General features: G+C 34.5%; 21 protein-coding genes, 1 tRNA gene and 6 pseudogenes. 19 read left to right on the top strand and 9 right to left on the bottom strand.

The window, feature by feature from the left end; genetic code table 11:
• The 4 genes and pseudogenes from ACN0QX_RS01615 to ACN0QX_RS01600 all read left to right on the top strand — a co-directional run bounded on the left by ACN0QX_RS01615 (window position 1) and on the right by ACN0QX_RS01600 (window position 3,027).
• Window positions 1-1,173 carry an ABC transporter permease gene (locus tag ACN0QX_RS01615; RefSeq protein WP_417195163.1) on the top strand — a complete coding sequence of 391 codons (1,173 nt, stop codon included), beginning with the start codon at window positions 1-3 and terminating at the stop codon, window positions 1,171-1,173.
• 219 nt (window positions 1,174-1,392) lie between these two features.
• Window positions 1,393-1,953 (top strand): NADPH-dependent FMN reductase, encoded by a 561-nt coding sequence (locus ACN0QX_RS01610; protein WP_417195235.1) that lies wholly within the window; start codon window positions 1,393-1,395, stop codon window positions 1,951-1,953.
• Between the two features lie 131 nt (window positions 1,954-2,084).
• Window positions 2,085-2,576: pseudogene (locus ACN0QX_RS01605) on the top strand (YceI family protein); the annotation flags it as partial.
• A gap of 70 nt (window positions 2,577-2,646) precedes the next feature.
• On the top strand, window positions 2,647-3,027 hold the full coding sequence (locus ACN0QX_RS01600; protein ID WP_417195162.1) for a nuclear transport factor 2 family protein: 381 nt from the start codon (window positions 2,647-2,649) through the stop codon (window positions 3,025-3,027).
• Window positions 3,028-3,125: 98 nt separating this feature from the next.
• Here the strand turns inward: ACN0QX_RS01600 and ACN0QX_RS01595 are convergent, their stop codons facing one another.
• Complete coding sequence (locus ACN0QX_RS01595) at window positions 3,126-3,488, bottom strand: winged helix-turn-helix transcriptional regulator (RefSeq protein WP_376858048.1); 363 nt, start codon at window positions 3,486-3,488, stop codon at window positions 3,126-3,128.
• A gap of 310 nt (window positions 3,489-3,798) precedes the next feature.
• Between ACN0QX_RS01595 and ACN0QX_RS01590 the strand changes: the two genes are divergently transcribed.
• The 9 genes and pseudogenes from ACN0QX_RS01590 (at window position 3,799) to ACN0QX_RS01550 (ending at window position 11,910) form a co-directional block, all read left to right on the top strand.
• Window positions 3,799-4,593, top strand: a complete 795-nt coding sequence (locus ACN0QX_RS01590; protein WP_417195159.1) for a DsbA family protein — start codon at window positions 3,799-3,801, stop codon at window positions 4,591-4,593.
• 19 nt (window positions 4,594-4,612) lie between these two features.
• Window positions 4,613-4,816, top strand: coding sequence for a (4Fe-4S)-binding protein (locus ACN0QX_RS01585; RefSeq protein WP_417195157.1), 204 nt, complete (start codon window positions 4,613-4,615; stop codon window positions 4,814-4,816).
• Between the two features lie 231 nt (window positions 4,817-5,047).
• Window positions 5,048-5,365: pseudogene (locus ACN0QX_RS01580) on the top strand (GNAT family N-acetyltransferase).
• 58 nt (window positions 5,366-5,423) lie between these two features.
• Window positions 5,424-6,334, top strand: a pseudogene (locus ACN0QX_RS01575) (DUF5996 family protein).
• Between the two features lie 104 nt (window positions 6,335-6,438).
• Window positions 6,439-7,338 carry a 2,3-butanediol dehydrogenase gene (locus tag ACN0QX_RS01570; protein ID WP_417195155.1) on the top strand — a complete coding sequence of 300 codons (900 nt, stop codon included), beginning with the start codon at window positions 6,439-6,441 and terminating at the stop codon, window positions 7,336-7,338.
• Window positions 7,339-7,530: 192 nt separating this feature from the next.
• Window positions 7,531-8,004: pseudogene (locus ACN0QX_RS01565) on the top strand (Dps family protein).
• Between the two features lie 162 nt (window positions 8,005-8,166).
• Window positions 8,167-9,450, top strand: a complete 1,284-nt coding sequence (locus ACN0QX_RS01560; protein WP_417195154.1) for an OFA family MFS transporter — start codon at window positions 8,167-8,169, stop codon at window positions 9,448-9,450.
• 174 nt (window positions 9,451-9,624) lie between these two features.
• Entirely contained in the window at window positions 9,625-10,509 is an 885-nt protein-coding gene (locus ACN0QX_RS01555) for a pirin family protein (RefSeq protein ID WP_248396069.1), read from the top strand.
• Window positions 10,510-10,662: 153 nt separating this feature from the next.
• Window positions 10,663-11,910 (top strand): annotated as a pseudogene (locus ACN0QX_RS01550) (amidohydrolase family protein).
• 145 nt (window positions 11,911-12,055) lie between these two features.
• Here ACN0QX_RS01550 and ACN0QX_RS01545 read toward each other — a convergent pair.
• From ACN0QX_RS01545 to ACN0QX_RS01530, 4 genes and pseudogenes are all read right to left on the bottom strand, one after another.
• Window positions 12,056-12,655 carry a class I SAM-dependent methyltransferase gene (locus tag ACN0QX_RS01545; protein WP_417195152.1) on the bottom strand — a complete coding sequence of 200 codons (600 nt, stop codon included), beginning with the start codon at window positions 12,653-12,655 and terminating at the stop codon, window positions 12,056-12,058.
• 461 nt (window positions 12,656-13,116) lie between these two features.
• Window positions 13,117-14,226, bottom strand: a pseudogene (locus ACN0QX_RS01540) (MFS transporter).
• A gap of 349 nt (window positions 14,227-14,575) precedes the next feature.
• Window positions 14,576-15,559 carry a DNA topoisomerase IB gene (locus tag ACN0QX_RS01535; protein WP_248396089.1) on the bottom strand — a complete coding sequence of 328 codons (984 nt, stop codon included), beginning with the start codon at window positions 15,557-15,559 and terminating at the stop codon, window positions 14,576-14,578.
• 257 nt (window positions 15,560-15,816) lie between these two features.
• A tRNA-Leu gene (locus ACN0QX_RS01530) sits at window positions 15,817-15,898 on the bottom strand.
• 159 nt (window positions 15,899-16,057) lie between these two features.
• Here ACN0QX_RS01530 and ACN0QX_RS01525 point away from each other — a divergent pair.
• The 5 genes from ACN0QX_RS01525 to ACN0QX_RS01505 all read left to right on the top strand — a co-directional run bounded on the left by ACN0QX_RS01525 (window position 16,058) and on the right by ACN0QX_RS01505 (window position 22,032).
• The gene (locus ACN0QX_RS01525) at window positions 16,058-17,446 is read left to right on the top strand and encodes a dipeptidase (protein ID WP_417195150.1); all 1,389 of its coding nucleotides are present in this window, start codon (window positions 16,058-16,060) and stop codon (window positions 17,444-17,446) included.
• A gap of 228 nt (window positions 17,447-17,674) precedes the next feature.
• Window positions 17,675-18,043, top strand: coding sequence for a BlaI/MecI/CopY family transcriptional regulator (locus ACN0QX_RS01520; RefSeq protein ID WP_248396094.1), 369 nt, complete (start codon window positions 17,675-17,677; stop codon window positions 18,041-18,043).
• An 88-nt stretch (window positions 18,044-18,131) separates the two neighbouring features.
• Window positions 18,132-20,294, top strand: coding sequence for a M56 family metallopeptidase (locus ACN0QX_RS01515; RefSeq protein WP_417195147.1), 2,163 nt, complete (start codon window positions 18,132-18,134; stop codon window positions 20,292-20,294).
• Between the two features lie 154 nt (window positions 20,295-20,448).
• On the top strand, window positions 20,449-21,549 hold the full coding sequence (locus tag ACN0QX_RS01510) for a DUF4407 domain-containing protein (RefSeq protein WP_417195146.1): 1,101 nt from the start codon (window positions 20,449-20,451) through the stop codon (window positions 21,547-21,549).
• 39 nt (window positions 21,550-21,588) lie between these two features.
• Window positions 21,589-22,032, top strand: a complete 444-nt coding sequence (locus ACN0QX_RS01505) for a YybH family protein (protein ID WP_248396104.1) — start codon at window positions 21,589-21,591, stop codon at window positions 22,030-22,032.
• Here the strand turns inward: ACN0QX_RS01505 and ACN0QX_RS01500 are convergent, their stop codons facing one another.
• The gene (locus ACN0QX_RS01500; protein ID WP_376858076.1) at window positions 22,033-22,311 is read right to left on the bottom strand and encodes an STAS domain-containing protein; all 279 of its coding nucleotides are present in this window, start codon (window positions 22,309-22,311) and stop codon (window positions 22,033-22,035) included.
• A gap of 217 nt (window positions 22,312-22,528) precedes the next feature.
• On the bottom strand, window positions 22,529-22,870 hold the full coding sequence (locus ACN0QX_RS01495; RefSeq protein WP_248396109.1) for a tRNA-binding protein: 342 nt from the start codon (window positions 22,868-22,870) through the stop codon (window positions 22,529-22,531).
• 177 nt (window positions 22,871-23,047) lie between these two features.
• On the opposite strand from ACN0QX_RS01495, the gene ACN0QX_RS01490 reads away from it, so the two are divergent.
• Window positions 23,048-23,896 (top strand): AraC family transcriptional regulator, encoded by an 849-nt coding sequence (locus tag ACN0QX_RS01490; RefSeq protein WP_417195145.1) that lies wholly within the window; start codon window positions 23,048-23,050, stop codon window positions 23,894-23,896.
• Between the two features lie 35 nt (window positions 23,897-23,931).
• Here ACN0QX_RS01490 and ACN0QX_RS01485 read toward each other — a convergent pair whose 3' ends face one another.
• Together ACN0QX_RS01485 and ACN0QX_RS01480 are read right to left on the bottom strand one after the other, a co-directional pair.
• A complete protein-coding gene (locus tag ACN0QX_RS01485) occupies window positions 23,932-24,510 on the bottom strand; it encodes a PhnA domain-containing protein (protein ID WP_417195144.1) in 579 nt (192 codons plus the stop codon).
• Window positions 24,511-24,567: 57 nt separating this feature from the next.
• Complete coding sequence (locus ACN0QX_RS01480) at window positions 24,568-24,930, bottom strand: MmcQ/YjbR family DNA-binding protein (protein WP_417195143.1); 363 nt, start codon at window positions 24,928-24,930, stop codon at window positions 24,568-24,570.
• Window positions 24,931-24,932: the final 2 nt, after the last annotated feature.

The raw sequence follows: 24,932 nt of genomic DNA, 5'->3' as shown, positions 1-24,932 counted from the left end.
TTGAAGAAATTTATACACTTAATTAAACGAGAATTCAGGCTTTTTTTTAGCAACAACGTATTGCGACTGCTATTTATTGGAGCTCCTATTTTGTATGGAATACTAATTGGTGCGGTTTATCAAAAAGGTAAAATAACCGATTTACCAATAATTGTCGTCGATCAGGATCAAAGTCTCATGAGTGTGAAATTTATTGATATGCTTGAGGAAACGGAAAGCATTCAGGTTGTTAGCGTTTTTCCCGACCTTACTAATGTAAAAAACAAAGCAATAGATGAAGACGCTTCAGTAATAGTAAATATTCCCAGAGGATTTACCTCTGGAATTCAACAAAATAAGTTACCCGAAATCACCATTTTTGTCGATGCCTCCAACACCCTAACTTCTAACACGGCATTGATGGCGGTAAATGGTGTAGCAATGACCATAAAAGCAGGGATCCAAATCGAATCTCAAATGAAAAAGGGTGTTCCAGAATATGTGGCAACACAAAATTACGAACCCTTTAAAACAACCATTATTAAGCAAAGCATACGCAGTGGAAATTATTTATACTTTATGTTGCCAGGTGTGCTTTTAACAGTTTTCCAGCAAATTTTACTATTGGGTTTAGCACTTACTTTTGCATCAGAATATGAAAATAGAACTTTTGAAGAATTAGTCAGAAAAATGCCAAATCCTCTAGGCATGTTAGCTGTAAAGATAATTCCTTACATGATTATGTCTGTTGGTATACTCCTGCTATACTGGGGCTTTTCTAAATATTATAATATGGTAATAGGTGGCGCTTTTTGGGCCTTTTCTTTAAGCACCTTTGTTTTTATTCTCGCCGTATGTGGCATAGGTGTATTGGTGAGTATTGTTTTACCTAATCAATTAAAAGCTACTGAAGTTTTAATGGTAGTAGCTACGCCAAGTTTTATACTTAGCGGATTTACTTGGCCTTTAAGTCAGATGCCAAATTGGGTCCAATTTATAGCCGAGTTAATTCCTTTGACGCATTATTTAAAAACCTTTCGCATACTTTATCTTAACCACGCTAGTGTTTCACATATTTATGCGCCAGTTATAGCCATGAGTATTATTGCCGTAATTTGTTTATCGTTGTCAGCAATCATTTTGCATTATAAAATTAAAAAGGTAAAAAATTACTCCACTGAAGAGATTAATTAACACGAAAATTGTTCCGATATTAGGTTTAAATAACCAATACTATTAATTGGTATCATAGAGTCCTTGCCATATAATTCATTCTATTTAATTAAAAACACGCTCCTTTTCTAAACAGAAAAATAAAGATTTGACCTTTCAGCTTGACAACTGTTAAATGTTCTGTAAAGCCACCCATTTATCCTTCCTAATTTGGTATCTTATAGCAATAGAAAACATCCAATTATGAAAAAATATAAAATTGCTGTAATTGTAGGAAGTCTACGTAAGGAATCCTATAATTTAAAAACAGCCAAAGCACTTATGGAGCTAGCTCCAGAATCCTTAACCACAGAGCTACTAGACATATCTGGTCTTCCTATGTTTAATGAAGATTTAGAAGGAAATCCACCTGAAGCCTGGGTAGCGTTACGCAAAAAAATTCAAAATACAGATGGTCTGTTATTTTTAACCCCTGAATATAACCGCTCGGTGCCTGCTGTTTTAAAAAATGCTATTGACGTAGGGTCCCGACCTTATGGAGAAAATTCATGGGATGGAAAACCTGCGGCAATTGTAAGTGTTTCCATTGGGGCAATAAGTGGTTTTGGCGCAAACCACCATTTAAGACAATCACTAACGTTTATTAATGCCCCTACTATGGCGCAACCTGAAGCTTATATTGGTAATGCTGCCGATCTATTTGATGATAATGGCGAACTAATAAATGATTCTACTAAAGATTTCTTAAAGAGCTTTATGGAATCATTCGAAAAATGGGTTCATACTATCGCTTCCGAGTAATTCGAAATAGCCATTTACTGTTGAAATTTTACTAATAATTAAAACCACTTAAAATGAAGAAAATTATCACATTAGTTGCTTTGGTCTTTTTTTCGATCAGCACCTTCGCACAAACGTAATGGACTGTAGATCCATATCATTCCTCATTAAATTTCAACATTTCGCATTCTGGAATTAGTATCGTGAATGGGAAATTTTTAGATTATACCGGAAGCTTAACTACAAAAGGAGATGCGCTCAACGATGCAAATTTCGATTTTACGGTTAAGATTGAAAGTATTAATACCCATGTAGAAGATAGAGATAACCATTTAAGAAGTGCTGATTTTTTTGAAGTTGAAAAATATCCTGAAATGACTTTTAAAAGCACGAAAATTTCAGCTACCGAAAAAAGTAATCAATATATTTTAAAAGGAGAACTAACTATTAAAGGTGTGACGAAAGACGTCGTTTTTGATGTTCATTATGGCGGTAAAGTGAAAAACAACCAAGGTGAAAAATTAGGAATGAAAGCTGAAACAACGATAAATAGATTTGACTATAATATTGATTATGACCCTACTGCTACAGGCGTTGGGAAGGAGGTTAATATTGTGATTCACCTTCAATTTGCAAAACAGTAACTGTAATTTGTTTTCAGGTAAACTTCGACGTAATTAACCTAGGTATTTTAAAATTGAAAAATAATAAACCATGAAAAATTCAGCAAAAACAGTAGTAGAAAATATGTTTAAAGCCTTTAGTAGTGGCGATGCCGATAAATTTGTTGCCACAGTATCAGAAGATACGGTATGGGTTTATCATGGCACACAAATTATTCCGGCAGGAACTTTTAAACATAAAAAAGGTGTCAGAACATTTTTCACCAATATTATGGAACGTACTGAAATTATCAACTTTGAACCTCAACAATATATCGTTGAAAATAATATGGTTGTGGTAATAGGAAAGGAACATCAAAAAGTAAAACGGTCTGGAAGGGAGCTGAAACAAAAATGGGTTCAGATTTATACGGTTGAAAACGATTTAATAACTAGAATGGAAGAGTTTGCAACCTCCGAGGAGGTAACGTAACACAAAAGTCTTTCAACATTAGGAGATAGGCTAAAAACCATAACCAGAAAAGCTATCCGTATTGCCTATTCTGACCTATGTGAAATCTAATAGTTAATTTATTTTGAACCATGCACGGACTTTCGATATGCAATTCCCCATTTGGCTAGTTCATTAATTAAAGGCGAAAGTGTTGCACCATGTTCAGTAATAGCATACGCAACCGTTATAGGTTTTGTATCCATAACGGTGCGGCTTATTAAGTGGTTTAGTTCTAAATCTTGAAGTTCTTTGGAAAGCATTTTACTACCAATGCCATTTATTTCACGCTGCAAATCCATAAATCCCATTTTGTTGCCTTCGATAAGTGTGCCTAAAATATGGAATTTCCATTTTCCAGATAAAATGCTCATCGTGTCGCTAATAGCTTGCATCCTAATTTGGCAAATAGGCGTGTTATTTATTATTGATTTTTTATTCATTGTTAAAACGTTAATTTAAATATAAAATAGCCTTAAGGTAGTTTCCTTGAGGAAACCACTTTCTAAAAGGAATTAAGTATTAAATATACACTTATTTTCCTTATACTTGAAGTAATCGGCTAATAAATAGGAATTTAGACTATATTTTAACTGAAGATAATTATTAAAAACAAAAATCATGACGAACGAAACATCAAAAAATAATCCACTTTTATGCGATATCGAAACTGGAATGTGTGAAACAACAGATGGTGAATTAAACACTTCAACTAAAAGTAATTAGCAATCCACAGAGAAATCTGTAAAACTAATGTATTACACAGATCCAATTTGTTCGTCCTGTTGGGGAATTGAACCTCAATTACGTAAATTGAAACTAGAATACGGCAATGCTGTGGAGATTGATTATAGAATGGGAGGTTTACTACCAGACTGGAATTACAATAGTGGTGGAATAAGTGGTCCTTCAGACGTTGCCAGTCATTGGGACGAAGTAAGTGTTCATTATGATATGCCTATAGATGGAGACCTTTGGTTGGAAGACCCAATGGATTCATCTTACCCATCCTCTATTGCGTTTAAGGCAGCCCAACTTCAAGATAAGGAGAAGGCCGTTTTATACATGCGGGAAATGAGAGAATTGATGTTTTTGAAAAAGAAAAATATGGCTAAATGGGAAAACTTGGCTATGGCAGCTGACAATGTAGGTTTGGACGTGGCTCAATTAAAAACGGATTTTGATGGCCAAGCCAAAACGCTGTTTGAAGCTGATTTAAAATTAGGAAGAAAACTAGGTGTTCGAGGGTTTCCAACCATATTTTTTGTTGATGAAGCTGGCAACCAAGAAACCGTGTATGGCACCAGACCCTATGCTTTTTATGAAATGGCGATTTTAAAATTAAATCCGAATGCTACTAAAAGTGAATATCGTAAAAACTGGGAATCTCTCTTCTCAATTTACCCTTCACTCACGGCAAAAGAGTATTCTGAACTTTCAGGAACACCGCGAACCGAAAGTGAAGCGGTTTTAAATCAACTTTCTAAAACAGGTAATTTAGAGAAATTTTCAACTAAAAATGGATCTATTTGGACCCTCGTTAAATAAATTTATAAACCACTAAATTATGAAAACAAACGAATATTCAAACGGAGAGATAACCATTTTATGGAAACCTGAAAAATGTATACATGCAGGAATATGCGTAAAAACATTGCCAAAGGTTTATAACCCTAAAGAGAGGCCTTGGATTAAACCTAACAATGCCAGTACGGCGGCGTTACTAGACCAAGTTTCAAAATGTCCTTCAGGCGCATTGAGCATAAAATAAACGTTAGGCTCATAAACATTTTTACAGATCCTGACGCTTTGGCCATGCCTCCAAAAGTTGAATTCATTCAAATAAAAGGCTTCGCTACAAGTATGGGAAAATTAATGCTGAACGGCCAAGTCGCTGATGTGATTGAAACGGTAAAATCAAATATGAAATATTTGAAGGAATAGTTTTAGCCATTAGCACGATAAAAAAGATTTTACATCTAAATACTCTAAAATTATAAATATGAAAATTGAATATAATACTATCCCATTAGTTAAAAACGAAGAAAAAAAACGCTTCGAAATTGAAGTTGATGGTCACTACGCATTCATAGATTATAAAGAACCTCGCAATAAAATTGCGTTGATACATACCGAAACCGATCCAGAGTTAGCGGGAAAAGGTGCAGCAAGTGCTGTGGTGGAATAAACACTGCATTATCTTGATGATTACAAAATTACATTACTTCCCTTTTGTCCTTATGTGTTTGCATATATAAAAAAACATCCGGAATGGAAACGCATCGTGAGTCCAGATTTTAAAGGTTATGATGAGCTTTAAGCTTATGGCACAATCCATTAAATTAGACTTAAAACATTAATAACTAAACCAAAAAACCATGAGTAATCAAACCGTATTTCCAGCATTTCCATTATCAGAATGGCTAGACACCAAGGAAACATTACATCGTTATTTTCAAATTGTCGGTAAATTGCGACTGTCTTTGAATCCGAAAAAGAACCACTGGTGGCACTTAACATTGTATACCACAACAAGAGGCGTTACCACACGCGCGATTCCTTTTAATGATATTTCGTTTGAAATATTGTTTGATTTTATAAACCATACCCTGAATGTTTCAACAAGTAACGGAGAACAGCGTTCGTTTAAATTGCAGGATGGACTTTCAGTAGCTGATTTTTAAAAAAATTGGAAGCTATTCTAAAAGAACTCCATATCACGTTCGATATATTGGAAATACCATTTGACCTCTCTGATAAAATTCCTTTTGATACATGCATAGAACACCATACCTACGATAAAGAGGCCGTTCATAAAGCTTGGAAAATCTTACTGCAAATTGCTATGGTTTTTCAGGAATTTAGCGGTAGATCTTACAGCAAAACCTGTCCGGTACATATTTATTGGCATCACTTTGATTTGGTGGTTTCACGATTTTCAGGCAAAAGAGGTCCAAAGATGAACACCTCATCTCAAGTGGAATTGGAAGCTTATTCCCATGAAATGATAAGTTTTGGATTCTGGTTTGGAGATGATACCATTAAAGAACCTGCATTTTATTCTTATACATATCCGTCACCAGAAGGTATAGATAAAGAACCGTTGAAACCTAATACTGCCAAATGGCAAGATTCCAATGGTAGCCCAATGGCTTTATTACTTTACAACGATTTATTAAAAAGTGATAACCCGAAACAACAGATTTTAGGTTTCTTGGAAAGTAGCTATCAAGCTGGAGCAAAATTGGCTGGTTGGGATATTGAAACCTTGAAGGTCGATCCGAAATAAATTTTCGTTTGAAGCACCTAAAACAAGCTAGAATCAAACGATTTATGACGACAAGGTCATAGATTAACAATAAGAACAAATTCTTAACATTTAAATTAACGACTATGAAGACGATGAAAGCAGCGCGCTGGCATGCAGCAAAAGATATTAGAGTAGAAGAAACTTCAATTCCAACACCAAAAGACAATCAAGTAAAAATAGCCGTGAAATTCACAGGAATCTGTGAATCGGATTTACATGAATATTTAGATGGTCCACAATTAATTCCTGTAGATGAACCATATGCACCTAACGGCCATCAGGGAACTACAACGCTTGGACACGAATTTTCTGGAGTCGTTGAAGAAGTTGGTAAAAACGTGAAAAACATTAAAAAAGGGGATCGCGTAACAGTAGAGCCAATTTTTAGAAACCCTGAAAGTCCGTTTATTACAACTGGAGAATACAACCTTTCTGAACCGCTAGGGTTTGTGGGATTAACGTCCAATGGTGGTTTTGCTAAATACATAGTAGCAGAAGACTATATGGTTCATAAAATGCCAGACTCTATGACTTTTGAGCAAGGTGCTATTGTTGAGCCAGCAGCCGTTGCTACCTATGCTAAACAACGAAGTGGCATGAAAATGGGCGACACTGTATTGATTGCAGGCGCAGGTCCTATTGGTTTATTAACGGTTCAAGTTGCCGTGGCTACAGGTGCTTCTCAAATCTTTGTTTCAGACCTTTCAGAGAACAGGTTGAAAAAAGCTAAAGAAGTTGGTGCGACTCATACTTTTGACGCAAGAGATCAAGATATTCCTCAAAAAATTAGAAAAATGACTGGGAATGGTGTGGATATTTTTATTGATGCCGCTGGAGCTCAAGCCTCATTTGATACCGGAATAAATAGTCTTCGCAACGGAGGAACAGCAGTTTTGGTTGCACTTTTTGGTAAAAAGGTGACGCATGATGCATTAAATCAAACGTTAAGAGAATTGACCATTATTGGAACAGCCCTATCGTAATATTTTCCCTCAAGTAATTGCTTTAATTAGTAGCGGAAAATTACCAGTAGAAAAGCTGGTTACGAGCGTCATCTCATTAGACGAGATTGTAGAAAAGGGCTTTGAGGCATTGACTAACGACCCTTCAGAAGTGAAAATATTGGTTGATATCAACCGCTAATTAATTAAACTATAAATCTAAAAACAATAATTATGACGAAATTAAATCCAATTGGTTTGGACATGGAAAAGTCCAAAAAACTTGCAGATAAATTGAATGAACTCTTGGCTGATTATTCCATATTTTATCAAAATGTTAGAGGGTATCATTGGAATATAAAAGGAGATAAATTTTTCGAGTTACACGATAAATTTCAAGAACTTTATGAAGATTAATTTATAAAAATTGATGAAGTAGCTGAACGAATTCGCACCCTTGGTCACACACCAAACCATAAATTCTCAATCTATCAGAAAGAAGCCAAAATCAAAGAAAGTTCTGAAGAGGCGGATGGAATTCAAGATATGAAAGACACGCTTGAATCATTCAAAATTATCATCACACTGCAACGTGAACTTCTGGTACTATCGGCAGATGCTGAAGATGAAGGAACAAATGCACTTATGAGCGATTACATTAGTGAGCAGGAAAAATTAGTTTGGATGTATTCTGCATATTTAAAATAGTTCTATTAAATATGTGAGATTACAGGTGGCTTCAGAGTAAGGTGATAATTTTCGTAAAATTTTAACCGATGTACTGGAAAATTATAAGAAAGAGTAGCCAACATAGGGAAGTTTATGTAATTTGAAACCTGAAATTAATTTTAGAACTAAATTCTTCATTTAATGAATAACCTTTATTTAAATCGTTGGTTTATTGCAATTATGGGAACGCTTCTTCAGCTCGTACTGGGAACCGTTTATGCATGGAGTTTTTTTCAAAAGCCAATTATTTCCGAGTATGGATGGAGCAACGTTCAAACGATGTGGATCTTTAGTTTAGCTATTCTATTTCTAGGTTTGTCCGCTGCAGTTGGAGGGCTAATTCTTCCAAAATATGGACCCAAAAAGTTGGCTTCTCTTGGAGCTTTTCTATATGGTTTAGGCTATTTAATGAGTGCTTACGCTATGCATATTAGTAGTTTATCTCTTTTTTACATAGGTTTTGGAGTGATTGGCGGGATTGGTTTGGGATTAGGTTATGTTACGCCCGTGGCAACCGTTTCAAAATGGTTCCCGGACAAAAAAGGATTTATCACGGGCATGGTAGTTATGGGTTTTGGTTTGGGTGCACTTGCCATGTCAAAACTAATTGCACCTCTGTTAATTAACATGACCAATGATAATATGGTACACGTGTTTTTCTACATTGCCATAGTACTAATGGTCATTGGAATTCCCGCGGGATTAAGTATGAAAAATCCACCATCGGGATTTGTGCCAAAAAACTATACGCCACCCGTAAAAAGCGCAATTAGTCAAGATCACGAAAATAATTTAACAGTTACAAGAAGTTTGTTATCAACAAAATTTTTAGGCATGTGGCTTATTTTCTTTCTTAATATTTCGGCAGGAATAATGTTTATTAGCTTGCAGTCTCCTATGATTCAGGATTTATTTAGAATCCAAGATGCTTCAATAAGTACAGAGTCTCTTGCTGTGGCAGGTGCAACACTAATAGCTATTAGTTCATTGTTTAATGGCATTGGGCGCTTCTTTTGGGGCGGAATATCAGATAAAATTGGAAGAATTCAAGTATTCCGATTAATTTTGAGTACCCAAATATTGGTTTTTACATTCATGATATTCACGGTTAATCCATGGGTTTTTGGGGCGTTGGTTTGTTATGTCTTGCTTTGTTATGGTGGCGGTTTTGGTGCTATGCCATCTTACGTATTGGATGTTTTTCATGCGAAGCTTATGCCTGTTATTTATGGTGTTATTTTAACCGCATGGGCACTAGGAGGAATTGTGGGACCTCAAGTTGCTGCATTTATTCGCGATTATTATACACATACACCAGAGCTAATTGGCCCACGAACGTACATGGCTGGTACTGTTTTATTGAGTATTGGTTTATTGGTAAGTCTAACACTTTCTAATAAATCTATAACCGAAATGAGCGTGTGATTATTGTAGGTAGAGAATATATGGTTGTTTTTTTAAATTGGATCTAGATCCCATTAAAAAAAACATTCAAAGTAAAAAAATATTAAAAAGACCAAAATCTTAAGCAAGAAGAGACTGTACAGCTAGAGCTTCCGCTTAAAATAAAAAAGGATAAACTTTAAAAAGATTTATATTATGTCAAATATCAAATTGATAATAGAAGAAAGAGCTGCCAACATAGGAAAGTTTATGGTAGGTCGTTTGTTACCATTTAGACAGAAACGAATGGTTGGCCCCTTTATTTACATAGATCACATGGGGCCTGTAAAGCTTAATGAACGTGAAAATTTTGATGTGCTGCCACATCCACATATTGGACTTTCCACCCTTACTTTTTTATTTGAAGGAAGCATTATGCATCGTGATGCTCTAGGCAATGAAGTAGAAATTAAACCTGGTGCTGTAAATTGGATGACTGCAGGAAAGGGCATTGTACATTCCGAACGCACACCAGAGTATTTACGCGACTCGCCATTATTTATGCACGGTTTACAAATTTGGGTGGCACTGCCAAAACATTTGGAGCAAATGGAGCCAGCATTCTCTCATATTGAAGAAGCTGAAATTCCGAGTTGGTCAGAGGGAGATTTGCAGTTTAAACTAGTGGCAGGTGAAGCTTTTGGGAAAAAATCACCAGTTCCCGTTTTTAGCAAACTGTTTATGCTTGAAATAAAAAGTAAATCAAAACAGGTTGTAAATATTGGTAACGACCTTTTTGGCGAAGCAGGTATGTATATTTTGGAAGGCGCTATTGAAAGTGAAGGCAACGTTTATCAACCTAAACAATTATTGGTGGCAAAGGACAGTACACTTTGCGAGTTCACGATTCAGGAAAACACCACAATCTATATTTTTGGCGGTGAACCTTTTCCTGAAGAACGCTTTATTGATTGGAACTTTGTTTCTTCAGATAAAGAATTGATAAAAGAAGCAAAAGAAAAATGGAAAACCCAATCTTTTACTAAAATTAAAGGAGACGAAACTGAATTTATTCCGTACCCAACATTTAATAGAAAATAGGGAGGCTTCCAAAAATCATTTTAGTTTTAGGCGTGGGATTTATCATAAAATATCAAATTAAAAATGGTATCTTATAGAAAACCAACGCTATGCTCGGAATGTAATTAGTTACTGAAAATATAGCTGGTAGTATTAACATAATATCAATGTAAAATGAAAAAAAAATTCTTTAATGCGAAAATTTATCGCAACGATTCTGCAACCGAAATGATTGTAGAAAACGGGAAAATTACGCATCTCGGAACTAATTTACCAAAATGCGATGAAGAAATTGATCTCAACGGCAAGCTTGTTTTACCTCCTTATGTAGACCCACATTTGCATTTGGATTATGTATATACATTATCAGAACTAGGACAGGAAGGCGCAGGTTCCGGTACATTATTTGAAGCTATTGAGTTATGGCCCCAATTCAAAAAAACACTGACGGTAGAAAGTGTAAAAAGATTGGCTATGAAGGGAATTAAAGACGAAGTGTCCCAAGGCGTACAGCATATTAGAACTCAAATAGATGTTACCGATCCTAACTTTACGGCATTAAAAGCCATGTTGGAAATGAAAGAAGACCTGAAAGATACGGTTGATATTCAAATTGTGGCGTTTCCACAAGAAGGCATGTATATGTACAAAGGTGGACTTGAGTTAGTAGAAGAAGCGTTGAAAATGGGCGCTGATGTTGTTGGCGGCATTCCACATTACGAGCCTGCTAGAGAATTTGGAGAAAAATCGGTTCATGATATTGTAAAGCTTGCTTTAAAATATGATAAGATGATTGATGTGCATTGTGATGAAACCGATGATCCACATTCACGATTTGTTGAGTTATTAAATGGACTTGTCTATATGGAAGATTATGGTACTAGAACAACGGCGAGCCATACCTGCTCATTTGGTTCGGCAGACGATTCGTATGCATTTAGAATGCTAGATATTTTCCAAAAGACAAAGATGAACTTTATTGCTTGACCAACGGAGAATGCCTATTTACAAGGCCGTCAAGACACCTACCCTAAACGTCGTGGCTTAACGCGAGTTAAAGAGTTTATTGAATACGGAATTAATGTGGCTTTTGCACAAGATTCAATCAATGATCCGTGGTACCCAATGGGGAATGGAAATATGATGAATATTTTGGATAATGGAATTCACTTGGCTCAAATTATGTCTTCGGAAGATGTAAAAACTAATTTCGATTTAATTACCTATAACGGAGCTCGTTGTTTAAATATTCAAGACAATTATGGTTTAGAGGTTGGTAAAACAGCAAACTTTATCGTTTTAAATGAAAGCACTGTTTATGAAGCTATGCGTAAACGAGTAGATGTATTAGCTTCTGTTCGCGATGGCAACTTCTTATTCCGTAGAAAAGAAATGGCTTATGATGTTCCTTTAAGCTTATAATAAGCTTCTAAAATGTTTAGTCCATGGATTCAGATAAAAAAGGACTGTTACCAACACGATAACAGTCCTTTTTATTTCAATCCAATTTATTTTAATATCATTTCTCGATATGTTAGCACACTTGGAAAAGTGACTTTAACTATTTTCATTTCTTACATGTTATTAGATAAAAGGGATAAATATCATCCACTTCTATTATTTCCAATAATCCTACTTTACCAAATTCCTCTCGAATAGTCTCTTCGTCATAGAAGAACATTTTTAAACCTCCATATATTTCAAATCTGTCTTTAGAAATGTAAGTTCCACGACCATAAATTTGGGCATCTTTTGCAACCGTTGCAAAAACCATAAAACCACCTGCCGTAAGTTGGTTCATGCAGTCTTGGATTAACTTTCCTCTTTCGTTTTTGTTCAAAAAGTGAATTAGAGCATACGCATATATTCCATCATACAAATTTTCATCAAATGGCATTTCTGTTACAGAGCCGTGATGTATTGTTAAATCATTTCCAAAATGCTTTTGAGCTAAATCAATCGCCGTTTTAGAAATTTCAATTCCTGTAACAGTTATTCCATGCTCCTGAAATATTTGAGCATTTCGTCCATAACCTATTCCAAGTATGAGTACGTTTTTAATCTGCTGTTCAAGAAAGAAACTGTTTGTTAATACCGTAGATTTTGAGGGTTCAAAACCCCACAATTCCTGTTTATCTTTAAATGTTTGTTCCCAAAATTCTGTCATTATTTATAAGTTAAATCCCTTATTTTCCTGTCATAATGGTGGGTATCCCAATAAATTTAAAAAGCTCCTTCAGGCAATGACTCTTCGTTTTAATGTTTAGGATGCGTATTTAATTTTTTTACTATTGCTGACGAGGCGTTGTCTGCATACATTCCATATGCACTTACCACAATTCCTTTCAGGTTTTTATTAGCTGAAGAAATGGCATAAACTATCATTTCATCTCCTGGATCGCTATCGCCTTCAAACCTATAAAATTGGTCTATTTCAAAATCTTCTGGTGATAATTCCGTTGCAGTAAAATGACATATTAAACATTCCTTTCTGTCAAAATTGAAAAATCAATGGTATAACCCATCTTTTTTAGATCTGCCATTGCTTCGGTTACGGTATCATAATTTTTTCGTTTCATAATTGTGATTTACTATTTTTAAATATTATCTCTAAATTATTTACAAAAATCAACCTAAAGTTTTTTTAGATAAAAAGGAAATAATTAAGCCTGGAACAGACAAAGCAATTGCAAAATAAACCAAGCTCATTGGAGAATATACACCAAGCAACAGTCCAGCAACAGAGGATGCAATCATAATGGATAAATTAAAAACAGAAGACTGAACTGATGTAGCAACATCTTTGGCTGTTTCTACTTGCCGGCTTACGGCTGCTTGTAACAAAGTTACTAATGGGCCAAATGAAAGTCCCCACAAAAAGAAAGCTAAATGCCCCATACCCTTAGTGCCACCAAACATTAGAAAAACACCCATAGAAAAGATTAGTAAGGCAAACATGGCTATGGTTAATAGCCTTAAATATTTATCGGTATATTTTATAGCCAACAACACAGAAATCAGAGATCCTATTCCAAAAAACAATAAGGCACTTTCAACACCGCCTGCCAACTGAATTTCATCAACAAGGCTTGTAATGTATACATACACACCATAATGTGCTATTACGCCAAATAGCGTTAGCAATAAGACAATTAAAACGGCTGGTATTTTTAACAGAGCAAATGGAGAAGAACCTTTAGTAAGTTTTTCACCAGGTATAGAAGGTAATGCAAAAAAACTAATTAAAGCAATAACAATAATAAACCCACCTAGCCCTATAAATTCTGTGCGCCAACCATAATCATTACCAATAGTGGTCATAATGGGCATACCGATACTAATTCCCAATGTAGTTCCTGCCATAATTACAGCTATAGCTCTCCCATGATACTTTTCATCTACGAGTCGCATGCCGTAAGCGGCAATCATTGGCCACATAACACCTGCACAAATACATCCAATTACACGAAGAATTATAATAATGGAATAATTTTAAACAAGTCCTGAAATAATATTAGAAATAGCAAATCCACCGAGTAATATTAGCAACAAATATTTTCTGTTGAATTGCATGGTTATTGAAATAAGAGGGATTGCAAAAATAGCCGAAGCTATCGCATAGTAACCCACCAAATTTCCTGTTTGCACTTCGCTGATATTTAAATCAGCCATCATTAAAGGAAGTACTCCAGAAGGCATTAACTCGGATAGTATTCCGACAAAGGTTACGGAAGACATCAAAATCATAATCAGCCATGGAAAAGCACGTTTGGTTATTTCAGTGACATTTTGTTTATTCATAGCTATTTTTTTTGGATTAAAATGACGCCTAACAATTATCCTAAAGGTAATCATTATTCAGTTGAATAGCTATAAATCCGTACATAATAAACATAGTACAAAATAATAAAACACATGTTTAAATTTATCCATACGGTGTAGTTAAGTGCTAATTGTGCTAGTCCTTTTGCGAATAAAAGGAAGACTTTAAAGCTAAAAATGGTTATAGAAATGTATGGTGATAAACTATAGTTTTAAAAAAAACATGTTACATGTAAAAATTGTTCTTCGTTCAGCTGTAATTTAATTATTTCAATTTTTTCTTCAGCATACATAAAACACCTAGTTCCTCTCGAGATAGATTTTTATTTTCCTTAATTAATCGGTTAACTTCATTTTGAAAATAATTAATAGTTTTTCCATGTGTATATTCATCAATTACGCGTGGATCAATATATGAACTTCTGGCCACGGACGGTGTATTTCCTAAATGCTCACTAACACGCACTACGGCGTCACGAATGTTTTTATCCAACATTTGTTGGTCCTCCTCTTCTAAAGCTCCAATTTCATCCAAAGCCATAGCGGCAATTACGGTTCCCGACCAAGTTCTAAAATCTTTAGCCGAAAACGCTTCGCCCATAACTTCTTTTATATAGTCGTTTAAATGTTCGCTTTTTACGTCTTGCTTCGCCCCATTTTCATCAATAAATTTGAAAATTTCATAACCGGGCAAATCATCTATTTCTTGTACTATTTTTGCAAGCTTCTCATCCACGATATTTCGTTCTTGCTTTTTCCCAGATTTACCTACATAACTAAAAATCAATTCGTCGCCTTCAATATTCAAATGTTTACTACGCATGGTTGTTAAACCATAGGTTTCATTTTCTTGAGTATAGTAATCACTACCCGGCCTAAAGTAAGCTGCTTCTAGCAAACGAACCATGCATGCTAAAACCTTTTCTCTGGTTAAGGAGCGTTTTCGGAGGTGCTGACCTGTAACACGGCGCATGTGTTCCAATTGTTCTGCAAATTTGAGAATCCGATCAAATTTCTCTTGATTTCGTTTTTCTACAAATTCTTGATTATAGATATATTGCTTTCTATCCTTATCATCTCGACCTGTAACTAAAATTTTAGCATGCTTTTTCGTGTTTATTTCCACATCAGTCCAAGCCGGTGGGATAACTAAAGATTTAAACCAATCTTTCAGTTTTTTATCCTTAACGGTGGTATTGGAACCATCTACATACCGAAATCCCTTTCCATGTTTTTTTCTAAAGTACATAAGCCTTTTTTGATTAACGAATTTAGAAAAAAATTAAACACTATTTCATTTTATTATTAACTCAAAAAAAAAAAAACGTAATACCTCTAATTATTTTATTGATATATGTTTAAAAATCAAGTTTAGATCATAGTCATACTAATTCGCCATCTATTGGATTGATTATAAATAGTTTACAGATTTAAATAGTTGAAGATTTATTTAAAATATTTACATAAAAAAAGCTTCAGTTTTCACTGAAGCTTCTCGAGTCGCTGTGCGGGCGGGGAGACTCGAACTCCCACACCTTGCGGCACTAGATCCTAAGTCTAGCGTGTCTACCAATTCCACCACGCCCGCATTAATAAGATTGCAAAAATCCGCAATCGGGATGCAAATATAAACAATAGTTTGAATAATCAAACGCATCTTATCATAAAAAGTTCAGACTGTTTTGTACTTTTGAAGAAACACAATCAATCTATTTCAACGCATTCAGAAATAGCAAAACATACAATTATGAAAAACATACAAGGTTACGTTGCTGAACATAAACAGCGATTTCTAAATGAACTCATTGAATTATTAAAAATGCCGTCGGTTAGTGCCGATTCTGCCTTCAAAAATGATGTACTTCGCACAGCCGATGCTGTCAAGTTTAGTTTAGAAAAAGCAGGCTGTGATCATGTTGAAATATGTGAAACTGCGGGTTATCCAATTGTATTTGGGGAAAAAATAATTGATGAAAATTTACCAACCATTTTGGTTTATGGACATTATGATGTGCAACCGGCTGATCCAATTGAATTATGGACGTCTCCTCCTTTTGAACCCGTTATTAAAAAAACAGACATTCATCCGGAAGGCGCCATTTTTGCTCGTGGTGCTTGTGATGATAAAGGCCAAATGTACATGCATGTAAAAGCCATGGAATTCATGACATCAACAAATCAATTACCTTGTAATGTAAAATTCATGATAGAAGGTGAAGAAGAAGTTGGTTCGGTTAACCTTTCAACCTTTGTAAAAAACAATCACAAAAAATTAAAGAATGACGTGATTCTTATTTCAGATACAGGCATGATTGCGAAAGATGTGCCAAGTATTACAACAGGCTTGCGCGGATTAAGCTATGTTGAAGTGGAAGTAACGGGTCCGAATCGTGATTTACATTCTGGATTATATGGTGGTGCTGTTGCAAACCCTATCAACGTTTTAACCAAAATGATAGCTGCTTTACACGATGAAAACAACCATATTACCATTCCCGGTTTTTATGATAAAGTTGAAGAGTTATCAAAAGAAGAACGTGCGGAAATGGCCAAAGCGCCTTTTTCACTCGATGCTTATAAAAAATCACTAAACATTGACGCTGTTTATGGCGAGGCTGGATTTACAACAAACGAACGCAATTCCATTCGACCAACATTAGACGTGAATGGTATTTGGGGTGGTTATATTGGTGAAGGCGCTAAAACGGTTATTGCCAGTAAAGCATTTGCAAAAATTTCTATGCGTTTGGTGCCACATCAAGAATGGGAAGAAATTACGGAACTTTTCAAAAAACACTTTGAAAGTATTGCGCCTGAAGGTGTCAAAGTTTTAGTAAAACCACATCATGGCGGACAAGGTTACGTAACACCTATTGATAGTTTAGGCTATCAAGCGGCAAGTAAAGCGTATGAAGAATCGTTTGGAAAAAAACCAATTCCTCAACGTTCTGGCGGAAGTATTCCTATTGTGTCCTTGTTTGAACAAGAACTTCAAAGCAAAACTATTTTAATGGGCTTTGGTTTGGATAGTGATGCTATCCACTCGCCAAACGAGCATTTTGGTGTATGGAATTATATAAAAGGTATTGAAACCATTCCGTTGTTTTATAAATATTTTACGGAGCTTTCTAAATAAATACCACATAGAAATTTAATCGTCAAATCGCTTGATTTTTCGTGTTAGTAAGAAGAAAAAAGTATCGAGATTTAACGCTTTGTTGAATTTTTCTATACTTTTTTTGTTTCAAATTAAACAATTAAATTCTACGAATAGCACTTTCAAAAATTAAAAAAAACACCTCTACACTTGTAGAATACAAATTAATATTCTATGTTTGTAGAACACAATCTAAACTTGTAGAACATGCAGTTATCAAAATCGGAAGAAGAGTTAATGAATCACCTTTGGAAAATGGAAAAAGGCTTTATGAAAGATTTGCTAGATGCCTATCCAGATCCTAAACCTGCTCCAACCACTGTTGCCACGCTTTTAAAACGCATGACGGATAAAAGGTTTATTGCTTATAATACCTTTGGGAAATCTCGAGAATATTTCCCGCTAGTTAAAAAGAAGGCCTATTTCTCCAAGCATGTTAACGGATTGATTAAAGATTTTTTTAATGACAGCGCGTCACAATTTGCATCGTTCTTCACCAAAGAAACCAACTTATCTAAAACGGAGTTGGAAGATTTAAAAAAACTGATAGATCAGCAAATTAAAAACAAACCGTAGTCGTCAAGATTACAAAAGGTTGACACCGAGAATTTAGTAAGATTCAACACGATCTTTTTAAAAATAAATATAAACAAATTACATAATTATGGACATCTACATTCTAAAATTTAGTGCTTGTTTGGCTGTTTTTATGTTGTTCTATAAATTAGTATTGGAGCGTGAAAGCATTCACCACTTTAAACGCTTCTATTTATTGGCAGCTCTTTTGGGTTCTGTTGCCATACCATTTATTACGTTTACCACGTTTGTAGATGCTTCCGCATTTGGAAATCCAATTGTTTTTAGCAATTTAGAAACGATTAGTACGCCTACAGAAATAGCACCATCCTTTTCCTACTATTTACCAACCATTTTATGGTCTATCTATTATTTAGGTGTCCTAATTTTTGCGGGGCGTTTCACCAATAATTTTATAAAACTTATTAATCGTATTAAACAAAATCCAAAGCATAAAAAGGGCAATTTAGTCCATGTTTTATTGTCGGATTTAATTTATCCTCACACCTTTTTACAATACATATTTTTAAATAAATCAAAATATGAAGCGCATAAAATCCCACAAGAAGTTCTGCTTCACGAGGAAACTCATGCCAAGCAAAAACACGCTTTAGATATTTTGTTTATTGAGCTTATGCAAATTATATTTTGGTTTAATCCGCTTCTTTATTTTATTAAAAAAGACATTAAATTAAACCACGAATTTTTAGCTGATCAGGCTGTTCTTAAAACGGGAACGGACACCAAAACCTATCAGCATATCTTATTGGCATTTTCAGCTTCCAAGACTATGGAAGACGCACAGACTCATCATCTGGCGAATGCTATTAATTATTCATTAATCAAAAAACGATTTACAGTTATGAAATCACACACATCAAACACCGTAAAATGGGTAAAGGGACTCATCATCCTGCCCGTATTGGCTGTATTAATTTACAGTTTCAGTAGCACCAAAGAAGTTTTTAGACCATCAAAGCCTGGAATTATTAAAACTACCGAAGCCATAGAAAGCAAGAAAGATCAAACTAAATTACTTCTAAAAATATATGATGTTATTTGCGAAGATTGCAGGTTTAGTTTTGATAAAGCTCTCGTAAAAAACCTAAAAATAGAAACCAATACAACCGAAACTATTTCATCCTTTAAGTTTAAAGTTCCGGGAAAACCGACCGTTAATGTTGTAGGAAACGCATTGAGCGAAGAAGCCCTAACTAATTTGAATTCTGCCAAAATTGGCGATTATATTACAATATACGATATAAAAGCTACTAAAAACAGTATTAAAACGCCTATTCTAATTGAGTTGGTAGACAATCTAATTCCACCTCCTCCTCCTCCAGTTCCAGCAAACGCAACACCTGAACAAAAAACGAAATACAAAAATGTTAGCAACGAATATTATAAAAAATATAAGATAGAAAACGGAAAAGTGAGTGAACGTTTACAGCCACCACCACCACCTCCACCCGTTCCAGCAAACGCCACGCCCGAACAGATAGCGAAATATGAAACACTTAGCAACGAATATTACAGCAAATACAAAGTGACAAATGGCAAGGTAGAACACAAATTACCACCACCACCTCCACCATCTATTCCTGCAAATGCGACGCCAGAACAAAAAAAAGAATATATAAAAGCACAGCATGATTACAACCGGAATCATAAAGTGAAGAAAGTGCAAAAAAGTAAAATGCCACCACCTCCACCGCCTGCTCCAAAAACCATGGCTGTTGGCAAAAAAATAGATCAAGACTATTATGATTCACTAAGCACATTAAACCCAGATAAAAATGCAAAAACAGGCTTTATAACTATAAATAATAAAACGCATTTTTACACCACAAATGAAGATGAAACTAAATACTATAATCGTTTAGGTTATGAGGTTGATATTAACGGAAAAACTTTATCAACGACTCAAACCAATGGCGCGGATGTTATAGCTGGGCAAAAAATTAGTAAGGATTACCAAAATAATCAGGTGGTAAGTGAGTTCAATACGGATTGGGTTTCGGAAACTAACGACCGTCAAGAGATTCCACAACCGCCTGCACCTCCTTCTGTGGCCCAATCCGCACATGAACTTGTAAAAAGTTTAAAGGAAAATGATATTAAATATTATTACAATGACAAACTGGTTTCCTACAGTGAAATATTAGAAATCACTAAAAAAGAACCAAATATAAATATTTCAACAAAAATTACCGATGGTAAAGGAACAGCACATTTTAGCACTGTAAAATAAAATATAATTTAATACAATTCACCTCACTGGTTTCTGACCACGTGAGGTTTTTTTATAAATAAACAGAACAAAACTGTAACAAAAACCACCATCTAACGTTCTAATAGTCAATCAACCTGTCTAACTTAAGGACAAGTCAAAACATCAATCAATCATGTTAAAACAATTCTTCATCCTCTGTTCTGGGTCTGACCAAGACATTTTAAACACCTGCTCCAATGGTGAGCAAAACAAATATGCCGGTATTGGCGCCACCGTTTTCTTTACGGCTGTTATGGCATTTATAGCAGCTAGTTATGCGCTTTACACCGTATTTGACAACTATTTTATAGCTATGGGTTTCGGTGTTATTTGGGGTTTAGTCATTTTTAATTTAGACCGTTTTATTGTTTCTACTATTAAGAAACGTGATCATAAAATAAACGAACTACTTCAAGCCACACCACGACTCCTTTTGGCAGTCATTATTGCTATTGTTATTTCGAAACCATTAGAACTTAAAATTTTTGAAAAGGAAATCAATCAATTGCTTTTAACTGAAAAGAACCAAATGACTCTTGAAAATCAGGAAGAGATTTCAAAACAATTCTTACCAAACATCCGCAATTTAGAAACAGATATTTCAGCTCTTAAAAACCAAATTACGGTAAAAGAAACCGAGGTTAATGCCTTATACGACACGTATATTCAAGAAGCGGAAGGAAGGGCTGGCACCAAACTATTAGGCAAAGGACCCGTTTACCAAGAAAAACGCGATAAACATGATATGGGTTTAGCCGAACTTCAAAATTTGAAAGTAAGCAATCAGGCTAAAATAGCCGTACTAGAAAATCAGATTATAGATTTACGAAACAACCAACAAACACAAATTCAAAGTACACAACCCATTATTGATGGTTTTGATGGATTGATGGCACGCGTAAATGCGCTTCAAAAATTGCCTTGGCTCCCATCATTCTTTATTTTTCTATTGTTTTTGGCTATTGAAACATCACCAATTATTGCCAAATTATTATCGCTTAAAGGGCCTTATGATTACAAATTAGAAGATGCGGAGAGCACCGTAAAAACTTGGGCTACGCAAAAAATGAATGCGCGCAACGAGATTTTGAAAACAGATATGGTTTTGAATAATAAAATTTATAAAGATATTTCAGAAGAAGACGAACTTTACAATTATAAGCGTAAAAAAGCACGGGAACTTATGCAGTTGCAAGCGGATGCATTTTTTCAGCATCAGAAAAAGGCGCTTTAAATTTTTGTTTGTACTTTTAATGAACTAACACCAAACCTTATGAAATCTATTTATCTCATTTTAAGCCTCCTATTTTCAGTTGGCACATTTGCACAATCTGAAACATCTAAAACCTATCTTGAAGATATGCAAGCCATTCGTGAGGTTTTAAGAACACAACAGGACGCTTGGAATAAATTTGATTTAGAAGGGTTTATGCAAGGTTATTGGAAAAGCGATTCGTTAAAATTTTATGGAAGCAATGGTGTTACCAAAGGATGGCATAAAACGTTAAGCAATTATAAAAAAGGCTATCCTAGTAAAGAATATACGGGTGAATTACAATTTACATTTAATTCTATTTCGCCAATTGAAGACCATTCTTATTATGTTATGGGTGAATACCATTTAAAACGCGCGGTTGGTAATGCCCAAGGTGAATTTCTTATTATCTTAAAGAAAATAAACGGTGAATGGAAAATAATAGCAGATATGTCTAGCTAATTAGGCCGCATCATTGGTTTTAAAATGATCGTACAAATCTTTACATCCAAAACCTATAATAGATAATTGCTTCTTTTTTAATAGGGATTCGTTGTGCAATTTTGCCAGTGCCATAACACCAAATTTATCTATGCTATCTAACTCTTCGATACTAATGGTTACGGATTGCAACTTTTCGAATACGTTTTCAAATTCCTCTTGAAACATACCAACAGACTTTTTATCAAGGATACCTTTTACGTTAAAAAAGTTGTTATAGTTTGAAATTACTAAACTCATGACATATGATTTTTAAATATTAAACAATACATAAAGTGCTACTAATCATATGAGGGATACCGTAAATATAACATCTTTAACCAATTACTCGTATAGTTTTCGATATACGGCAGAACTTTCAGACTAATGCTATTAAATTGCAGAAATTACGGACAAACAACTGCTTTTTAAGAGGTTACATTAATTACCATTAGTTTAAACGTTACTTTTTACATATTCACGATATTTTTGAACCGTTTGGCATTTGACGTTCAGGCTGCAATAAGACCACATCTTTATCTTCTCCTAATCCTCCTAAAATTAAGCATTCACTCATGATGTTGGCTATTTGTTTTGCTGGAAAATTTACAATAGCCACCACCTGCCTTCCTATAAGTTCATCAATTTCATATAGGTTTGTTATTTGAGCTGACGTTTTCAACTTGCCCAACGCACCAAAATCTACTATCAATTTATAGGCGGGATTTTTAGCTTCCTTAAAAATTTCTGCGGATAGAATTGTTCCAATCCGCATGTCAACTTTTAAAAAATCTTCCCAATTTAAATTTTTAGTTATCATAAATTCTGACGTTTTAAGAATATATTTAGTTCGTTAAGCTAATTTAAGAATTATCTCTAATTTGTAATTGTTATTTTTATTAGGATAGATTGGTATTATATTATCTAAAAAAAATAATTTATTAAACTTACGAATAGTATTTGCTTAATTTTACTTTTCAGATGATTTAAATACACCATGAAAGTACTTCCATTTAAAATTCCAAAACCAGAACAAGATACTCTAATTTATCAAGAGGATTTTGAAACGAGCTTTTATGATAAACTGCATCAACATGAAGAAATACAATTCAGTATTATTTTGGAAGGCGAAGGCACGCTGATTGTTGGTGACACGGTTAATTTCTATTCTAAAAACGACATCCTTATTTTAGATAGTAATATGCCACATGTATTTAAAAGTGATGTAAAAGCTTCCGAACACTCACGAATGTTATCATTGTTTTTTACGAAGGAGTCGTTTGGTTCTGATTTTTTTGACTTGGAAGAATTGCTGGAATTACAGAAATTTTTTAAGCGTTCCAAACATGGATTTAAAGTAACATCTCATAAAAAGGTTTTAAAAAAATTATTCTTAAAGCTTGAAGCATCTAGTAAATTAGAACGTTTTATAGTTTTACTACAATTAATGAAGATAGCGTCACAAGCTAACTACGAGAGTTTATCATCCTTTATATATGATAAAAAATATTCCGATAATGAAGGAAAACGCATGCGTGATGTTTTGGCATTTACTATGAATCAATATACAACCAACATTACGCTTGATGCTGTTGCAGAAGTATCTAACATGACGAAAAACGCCTTTTGCAAATATTTTAAAAAACGTACCAACAAAACCTATTTTCAATTTTTAAATGAATTGCGTATTGAAAACTCGTGTAAGCTTATGCAAACACAAACGGATAGTTCCATTTCTGAAATTGCCTATCAATCTGGTTTTAATAATATTTCGAATTTTAATCGGCAATTTAAAATGATAAAGGGAAAATCACCCAACAACTATCGGAAAAATCCGAATTCATAGGTTTCGAAAAAAAGAGAAAATGCCTTAATTACATATTATGTTTTCTTGACATATTTGGTAATAATCACTATGTGCTGACCATCAACTTTACCCTCAATAAATTCGGCATTTTCATGATCTAAACGAATGTTTCTTACAGCTGTACCTTGTTTAGCAACCATACTAGAACCCTTCACTTTTAAATCTTTTATCAATACAACGGAATCGCCATTATCCAGAATTACACCATTTACATCACGATGAATGATTTTATTGGCTTCATCTTCATGTTCGCCTGTCGCGCGAGCTAATGCTAATGCGTCATTATCCAAATACATCATATCCAATAAATCTTTTGGCCAACCTTCACTTCTTAAACGTTGGAGCATACGCCATGCCATAATTTGAACTGCAACATGCTCACTCCACATACTATCATTTAAACAACGCCAATGATTGGGGTCCATGTCTGTGTTTTCTTCAATTTGATCCAAACAGGTTTTACAAACCAAAACATCATTGGCCACGTTTTCATTTAAAGATGGCGGAATGGTATATTGTTTTAAGTCGTTAGTGGATGTACATAATTCGCAAGTATTATTACTGCGTTCTTGAATTATTTGTAATACGCTCATGGTGGTTTTTATTGAAGTTTAACACAGGTCTTTTTCATACTGCAAACATACTGCTTTTTACTGAAGTGTTTCGCGGATTTTTTTGGATAAGGATTTTACAATTAAATCATAGGAATCGTCTATCAACTGCTTTACAAGCGGGATTGCTAATTCACCTTTATACAAACTAATGGTATTCCAATGTTTTTTACTCATGTGATAACCAGGTTCTACACTTTCATAGTTTGCGCGTAATTCCAAAGCATATTCGGGGTCGCATTTAAGGTTAATTGTGGCTTCATTTTTCTCCCAGTTTTTTAAAGAGGTTAGTAGGAACATTTTATTACCTACTTTAAAGACTAGAACATCTTCATCAAACGGAAAATGCTCCGTAACCCCTTTTTTGGTTATGCAATAATCACGAAGTTGTTCTATATTCACAC

This window comes from Bizionia sp. (assembly GCF_048259285.1).
Classification (GTDB): domain Bacteria; phylum Bacteroidota; class Bacteroidia; order Flavobacteriales; family Flavobacteriaceae; genus Algorimicrobium; species Algorimicrobium hallyeonense.
The sequence above is the reverse complement of the archived record's forward strand: the minus strand, read 5'-3'. Positions and strand labels throughout refer to the sequence as shown.